The organism is Bartonella sp. W8122 (assembly GCF_016102485.1).
Classification (GTDB): Bacteria; Pseudomonadota; Alphaproteobacteria; order Rhizobiales; family Rhizobiaceae; genus Bartonella; species Bartonella apihabitans.
Map to the genome: position 1 here is coordinate 70,328 of NZ_JACFOO010000003.1, position 7,269 is coordinate 77,596.

The 7,269-nt window shown below is 42.3% G+C and carries 7 protein-coding genes; 4 read left to right on the forward strand and 3 right to left on the reverse strand.

The window, feature by feature from the left end; genetic code table 11:
• Positions 1 to 3: 3 nt before the first annotated feature.
• Both cydB and cydX read left to right on the forward strand, forming a co-directional pair.
• Entirely contained in the window at positions 4 to 1,155 is a 1,152-nt protein-coding gene (cydB, locus tag H3S83_RS11365; protein WP_198239902.1) for a cytochrome d ubiquinol oxidase subunit II, read from the forward strand.
• Between the two features lie 24 nt (positions 1,156 to 1,179).
• Positions 1,180 to 1,305: a cytochrome bd-I oxidase subunit CydX gene (gene cydX / locus H3S83_RS11370; protein WP_198239903.1), complete on the forward strand. Its 126-nt coding sequence runs from the start codon at positions 1,180 to 1,182 to the stop codon at positions 1,303 to 1,305.
• Positions 1,306 to 1,455: 150 nt separating this feature from the next.
• On the opposite strand, the gene H3S83_RS11375 is transcribed toward cydX, so the two are convergent.
• Both H3S83_RS11375 and H3S83_RS11740 read right to left on the reverse strand, forming a co-directional pair.
• On the reverse strand, positions 1,456 to 1,968 hold the full coding sequence (locus H3S83_RS11375; RefSeq protein WP_198239904.1) for a ClbS/DfsB family four-helix bundle protein: 513 nt from the start codon (positions 1,966 to 1,968) through the stop codon (positions 1,456 to 1,458).
• Positions 1,969 to 3,109: 1,141 nt separating this feature from the next.
• Complete coding sequence (locus tag H3S83_RS11740; protein WP_370541374.1) at positions 3,110 to 3,427, reverse strand: 4-fold beta flower protein; 318 nt, start codon at positions 3,425 to 3,427, stop codon at positions 3,110 to 3,112.
• On the opposite strand from H3S83_RS11740, the gene H3S83_RS11380 reads away from it, so the two are divergent.
• On the forward strand, positions 3,426 to 4,028 hold the full coding sequence (locus H3S83_RS11380) for a hypothetical protein (RefSeq protein ID WP_246741808.1): 603 nt from the start codon (positions 3,426 to 3,428) through the stop codon (positions 4,026 to 4,028). The genes H3S83_RS11740 and H3S83_RS11380 overlap by 2 nt on opposite strands.
• 835 nt (positions 4,029 to 4,863) lie before the next feature.
• Here the strand turns inward: H3S83_RS11380 and H3S83_RS11385 are convergent.
• Complete coding sequence (locus H3S83_RS11385; protein WP_198239905.1) at positions 4,864 to 6,234, reverse strand: hypothetical protein; 1,371 nt, start codon at positions 6,232 to 6,234, stop codon at positions 4,864 to 4,866.
• 211 nt (positions 6,235 to 6,445) lie between these two features.
• Here H3S83_RS11385 and H3S83_RS11390 point away from each other — a divergent pair, with 211 nt between their 5' ends.
• On the forward strand, positions 6,446 to 6,808 hold the full coding sequence (locus tag H3S83_RS11390) for a hypothetical protein (protein WP_198239906.1): 363 nt from the start codon (positions 6,446 to 6,448) through the stop codon (positions 6,806 to 6,808).
• Positions 6,809 to 7,269 lie beyond the last annotated feature (461 nt).

Sequence of the window (7,269 nt, forward strand, 5' to 3'; positions counted from 1 at the left end):
ATCATGATTTTGCACGATTTGATTTCATATGACGTGTTACGTATCATATGGTGGCTGCTGCTTGGCATTGTGCTTGTCGGCTTTGCAGTCATGGACGGTTTCGATCTGGGAACCGGTATGTTGCTCCCCTTTGTTGGTAAGACAGATCTTGAGCGACGCATTGTCATCAACACCGTCGGACCGGTTTGGGAAGGCAACCAGGTTTGGTTGATTTTGGCAGGCGGCGGCATTTTCGCCGCTTGGCCACAACTTTACGCGGTTTCGTTTTCGGGCTTTTATATTGCCATGTTCCTTGTGCTCGTTGGCATTATTCTGCGCCCTGTCGGCTTCAAATACCGCAGCAAACGCGAAAGCAAAACTTGGCGGTCAACATGGGACTGGCTGCTTTTTATCGGTGGCTTTTTGCCAAGTCTGATTTTCGGTGTTGCAATGGGCAATGTGCTTGAAGGCGTTCCATTCGAGATTAAACCCGATATGCAGATTTTCTATCATGGTTCGTTTTTCGGACTGTTGAACCCGTTTGCAATCCTTTGCGGGGTTCTGTCGATTGTCATGCTGCTCACCCACGGGGCAAGCTGGCTTGCTGTCAAAACAGATGATCCGATTTTCAGCCGTGTACGCAAAGTCGGCATGATTACGGGTGTTCTCACAACCATTCTTTATGGTTTGTGCGGGCTTTTGTTGAATGTTGCAACAACCGGCTATCATATTACCGGTGGTGTGGTTGCCAACGGCCCTTCAAACCCGTTGATGAAACAGATCGCAACCAATGCTTCGGGTTGGCTTGAAAATTACCATCAAACACCGATGTTGTGGATTGTTCCGATTATCGGACTTGTTGCACCACTATTGGCAGCCGCATGTCTCGCCATGAGAAAACCGGTCCTTGCCATTATCGCTAACGGACTTGGCATTGCCGGCATTATCGCAAGCGTTGGCGTTGCAATGTTCCCGTTCATCCTGCCTTCAATTATTGATCCGGTGATGAGCCTTACGGTATGGGATTCTTCCTCAAGCCATTTCACCCTCTTTGTCATGCTGATTGTCGCGATCATTTTTGTTCCGACAGTCTTGGCCTACACAAGCTGGGTTTACAAAATCCTTTGGGGAAAAGTCAGCGTCAAAACAATCGAAGGAAACAAGCAATCCTATTGATTGCTACTCTTGAAAGGAAATTCCATGTGGTATTTTTCTTGGGCTCTCGGCCTTCCGCTTGCCGCCGCTTTCGCAATATTGAATGCGATGTGGTATGAATTGACGGAAGACAGCGCCAAACAGAAAACAGGCGAAAATAAATCCGAATAGCCTGTAAAAAAACAAAAATCATCGCCGCGGAAAGCCTACGCTCTCCGCGGCATTTTTATTGTTGTAACGCAGTTTTTTCCCTGATCGCCGATTAAAAAAGCACGACTACCAGTCTATTCGCCTATCAATTTATGCTCTCCGAAATCATCTTTATTCGACGTCGAGATTTTTTAACCATTTCCGCAAGCGGTTCCGTGCATTGGAATAGGGTGAAGAGGTGTTCAATTGGATCATCCTCCCCATTGTCCATTTTCCGCACCACTCTTTTTCGTAAAGCTTCTGGTTATTCCGTTTGGAAATTTCGACAACAATTTGGTCTTTTGCCTGACAAAGCCGATCAACAAGATCAACAAAAGGAACATTCTTATAATCGGAATAAAATTTTTTGGCGAGTTCACCAAGTTCATTCCACTTGAAACCTGTTTCGGGAAAATCGATGGGCTCTCCTTTTTCATCCCTTTCCAACCATTTCAGGACAAGCCTGTTCCACCCCAAAAGATAGGCAACGAGATTTGAAACAGTCATAAGCTCGCCTTTTGAATGGCCCTCCATGAACGGCAAACCGGAAACATCTGCTGGTACTTTACGCAAATCTTCAGCCAGTTTGGAAAAAGTCGTTTCGATAGCATTCAGCAATTCATCTTTGTTTTGCGGTGTCGACATTTTTCCTTCTTTCAACTGTTGCTCAGCACGTTGCCTGTTCTTTATAATTTCTTTCACAAACAAATCGATGAGTTAACAACGTAAGGCAGTTGTGCATTCTCTAATAAAGGGACAATTCCACTTCAATAATAAATCTTTGGACCTATCCCGCCCATATTATCAACTTAAAAAAATAAAACACAGCCTAAGTTAAGTGCAATGTCAACGCAGGCAGGATGCGTTGGTGAGATCGTGAACTTAACCTTTTGACCTTCAGTCAAGACAACATTGTAAACTCCTAAACCGACGCTGCGAACAACTGTACGGGTTCTTTGTTAGGTTATATCTGGAGATAAAAAGAATGTCTTTCTGAAGCAGACTATCACGGCATTTGTTCGCTATACAGCATATTTCCGTGAGGAGCTTTATTCCGAGATGCGATACAGACGAAAAGCGTTTGAACGCTATCACAACTTCAGGCCAGTTTCAGGAGCCAACAGTTTTGACGTGTGGTATCTTTGAGTAAGAAGCAGAAGGGGGAATGATTGCGGTGATAAAATAATTTTGCAATTGCTGCAAAGGTCGCCTAGCGTCTTGCATGGTTTCGGTTCTATGAGTTTTGCTTGTGCCTCTACCGCCAGAACAAAGCGGCGGATCATGTGGGATACAGCGATATTCTAGAACCGGGCTGTTTTTGGAAGAAAGTTTTTTCAACTTTAGAAAGGCGAAGATACAAACCGGCATCTTTTTTGATGCTATCATCACTCTTCATTTTCTTATCTGAGTTGCCTTGCTATTCATCCTTCATAAGATTGGTTTTAAAAGGCCGCGCCCAGAGCGGCAAATTATGAAAGTGTATACTTTCATCACATCCTGCCACCTGAAAAACTTAACCTACAGGCAATCGCATGACAATAGGGATATAGGGAGAGTTCCCAAATGGCGTGGGACTATTCATTGTTGTCAGAAACAGCTGTGAGATTTTTCAAAGGCAATCAACTTTCTAACTTAGGCTTTAATGGCGCATCCATCTTGATGATCATCTCCATTACTGTCGAATTTTTATAATTTGGGTAATTGCAACATCACATATCAAACATAAATTCGATGCAATTGCCTTAACAAAATGGTGTCAACTCGGCAACAAGGTTCACGTAACACTTCACAAAAACGATTCTGGGGGGAGAAAATCTTCATACCCAGCAAGCATTACATATCCAATGTAGTCTACACGCTTCATGTAGGCCATTCGCTTTGCCTTTGGGGTGAACGAACAGCTAGAAGAACTTGACTTATTCTTTCGCCGTATGAGCCGAGTGTCATTCTTGATTTCTCCTAAATAATGCCCATGACAATTATAGATAACATCACGTCTAAAACGACCGACATGCTTCCCATCATAGGTCCACAAATCATCACCATTACGATAACCAAAAAATTTACCGTTCGATGTCCAAAGCCAGTTCAAAAGCCCCTCCATGATGGTACGTTTGACGCCTATATTCTTACTACTTATAATTGGTTCAAACAATATCTATAAGCTGGCATGTTACGATGGCAATTCGGTTATTAATGCAGCAATACAACATGAAGGGGATGTCATGTTTGAGTCAGAAAACGGATATAATTTTCAAAAATTGAAGGAAGCTATTCTCTCGCGTAGTGTAGCTAAAGATTGGGATCAAGCAAAAAGTGAATGGGAGTTGTCGCAAATTTATATAGCTGATCAACCAGAAAGCTGCTTATGTGGTCACACGCCCATTATTGAAATTTGCGTTTTGATTAACAGGCTTAATGGAAACCACGCTACAGTTGGCAATCGCTGCGTCAATCGCTTCCTTGGCCTTCGATCAGATCTAATTTTTTCCGGAATAAAACTCATTACGACAGATATCAACAAAAGCTTAAACACTGAATCTACAGCGTTTTTCTATGAGAAAGGCGTGATCACTAAATGGGAATATGACTTTCAGGCTAATACGCACGCAAAAAGGAACCTATCTATAAGACAGATGGAGACTCGTAGAAAAATCAATATTAAGGTACTAAACTATATCCAAATAAAACGGATTTCTATTTAAGTTCATAAGTTTAACACTTTAAAATTTCTCTAAAAAAGCAACGCTTTCATTTATTTTTAATAACCAGACAAAGTAATGGCAACCAATTTCATGTCTACAATGGAATACCACTATCAAACCATGAGGCGAATTCTATCTTACATCATACAAAAAATTTTTAGTCGAGTTGATTTTGATGACTCAGATACTATGGATATTATGAAAGAATGGCGGGGGAACGAGGAAGAAGTTCTTTAAACTTTTGCCGAAGCCCGTACTGGATAAATAGTAAAGGGCTGATCCGCATAGCTAACATTTAGAAATATGATGGTGGCTATATCTTCTCTGGCATCCAACTCACTTCGAAAAGCGTTGCCAACATTCAAGCCAAAGCCACTGACCCCGAACTAGGCGATAGTATCGAAAAGAAAGTTAGCGGAAACAGAGATTTTGATGCTTCTGTTTATACAATAATTGGTTCATTTGTTGGTGGGCGTTTGGATAGAGCAACACAAACAATGCCAGAATAATTCTTTTGGTTCACTACTCAGTTGGCTCATTCAATTATTTCATCGACTATCTGTAAGGAAGCGGCGAGCCGTATAATTATTATTGACACCAAATGCAGATAAAAGGTTACGTCCGGGGCAAGTATTATCTGCCTCACTCATGACGATGCACATCGCCGCCCTAGCTGTGAAGCCCTCAAGACCAGTACTGAATGCTTATCGATCTTGGCGAGAACGACATCAACATACGGTGGATGTTTTTTTACAATTGGCTGAGATGTTGCACGGGGCTGGAGTCACCAATAGGCCGAACCGGCGCAATCACGCCGAAATAGCGGCATAGGGGGCTATTGTGGGTCTTTGGCAGTCAAATTATCTTTGTGAATCTCAAGAAAATACTCATCGGGAGGATTGTCAGCATTATAATAACAACCATCCACCTTTATTTTGGTGAACGATCCGTGATAATGAAAACCAGACAAATCACTTTGCTCGAATTCTAAGATATTTTCTTCGTACTCTCTATATTTCGTCCAATACCCAACGCCCGTGACATGGCTATACACACTTTCAATAATACAACCCCAAAACGAGCAATTGATTGGGAAAATGCCTTTGATTATACAACCATCAAAAAAACAATTTTCAAACTGGCTAAAATCATAAGTGTTTTCAAAGTTCATACGAACAATGGTGAAGTTTTTGTAGCAAATAAGAAGGTTGAATGTATTCTGCAGAAAGCGATCATCCGGCGATGTCTCCAAAATGATAATTTCCTTATCCCAAGTCTCATATTTATCGATAAGGACCTCAAGATATTTGAGCGCAGCAATACGAGTTTTATTTGCCGTTGTCTGATCTTTTTCATACAAAACATAATGATAAATCATATCAAATGCCTGTTTACTAAATGGCGTGTCTTCTTTGCTGGCCACTTTGTTCAAAAAAGCAAGGCCTGCATATTTTTCTGCATCACTCTGGCCTCCAAGAAGTTTAGCTGCATCAGAGATGAGTTGAGCCGTGTCGTGTTCCACGTGTCTTTTGGCTTCCAACTTGCGCTCGGTCAAATCTTCAGCTTTAATAAAATTTGCTTTGGCGGCCCAATAAAAAGTTGTAATACCGGCAGAGAACAACACAATTTTTGTAAATGTGATGCTCTCATCAAATATTTCTCCCCCCTTAGGAAAAAAGAGGTAAGAAATTGCAGAAGACACTATAATTAGTATTGCAACACCAACTATAGCGGCGAGTGCTCTTTTATTGCTTTCATAATCAACGTCGTCTGTTATTGGTTTGTGTGCTCTCTTCAAGCTTTCCAGATATGTCTTAAATATAACGCCTACAGAAATCAGGAATACGCAAATAGCCATAAAGGCATTGAAAAACTGATCGAAAGCTTGCGTTGTTATATTGTCACGCACCCCTACGGTAACATAAAACCACGCTGCGCTTATAAAAACACCAAACAATGCGGCGTAGAAAGCGGCGCGTTTAAAATACTCCGAAAAAAGCACTGTTATCCAAATTATGCCACCCCCAATTGTGAACGCATAACTACAGAAAACCAAAGCAATATATGGAAATGGTCTGATTCCATTCACACAGATATAACCCCAAACAGCAATGGACAAAGCTACCAAAACACAGCTAGATATTATTGCCACCTTCTCTTTAGTAGGAATATATTCTTTCTTTTCCTGTGGGTTCTGTTGCTTCATGTAAATGCTCCATTAACTCGTTTATCAACGAATACATTTATTGCCTAACCACCTGCAACCGAGGATTACTTATCACCGCAGCTTTATAGTTCAACTATGATCCAATCTGTTCTCGACCTCCCCCATTACGAAGGGAAACGTGAGCTTTACGGCCAACTATAATTTATACATGGAGATATATCTGCATTGCAGCCACCGGCCATGCATGAAGATGATACAAAGCGACGAGGAAACCAGCAATGACTGTACCAGGCCTTGCGTTGTCACTGTCGACTGCACATATATCTCGACAGAGGATATCGGCGACGCGGTAGAGGCAGCACAAACCGCTTTTGCCTTTGGCGGCGTCTTACACCTCGGTGCCACGCTAGAAACGGTCTATTGTTTGACCGAACTGATAAATGACCATCTAAGCAATCTTCCGATTCTTCCTGTCTTTGAGACACTACGGAACGCGCTGTTCAAAGCCGGCGGGCAATGCCACGATGCGTATTTTATTTTGGTGGCGATAAAACCCGTGTCTGCAATCGCTGAAGGACAGATCAATTTTTACTGCTGGCAAAAAGACCAATGACTCACTAAAGAGCTCTCATTTGAACCAAAGATGAACAGTTTAAACGCCGTTAGCGATGACCTGCTTTTCCAGAACACGATTTATCGCGCAACAACGGGTGACTTGGTTTATTTTACACCCAACGATTAGCGGCCATTTTGGAGCAGGTAATTCAATTACCTCATGGTCATGTGAGGCGTTTTAGCAGGTTGCTAGTTGCTTTATCGAGCATCCTTTCAAAAGGCATTTCTTTCAGTATCAGGCGCCTACTGCATTTTTTTCCAAGGGTAACGAGTTGTGCACGTTGTTATTTCCGCTTCGCATTACACACATTCCAAGCGACAAGCGTTTGAAGACAAGCAGAGAAGCAGAGCCGTCGTCTGCTGGAAAGCTTAGCGTTATACAAAGCGTATGCCTATAGGCGTGAAGCTGGGGGAGGTCTAGTGATTGGTTGCGGGGGCAGGATTTGAACCTGCGGCCTT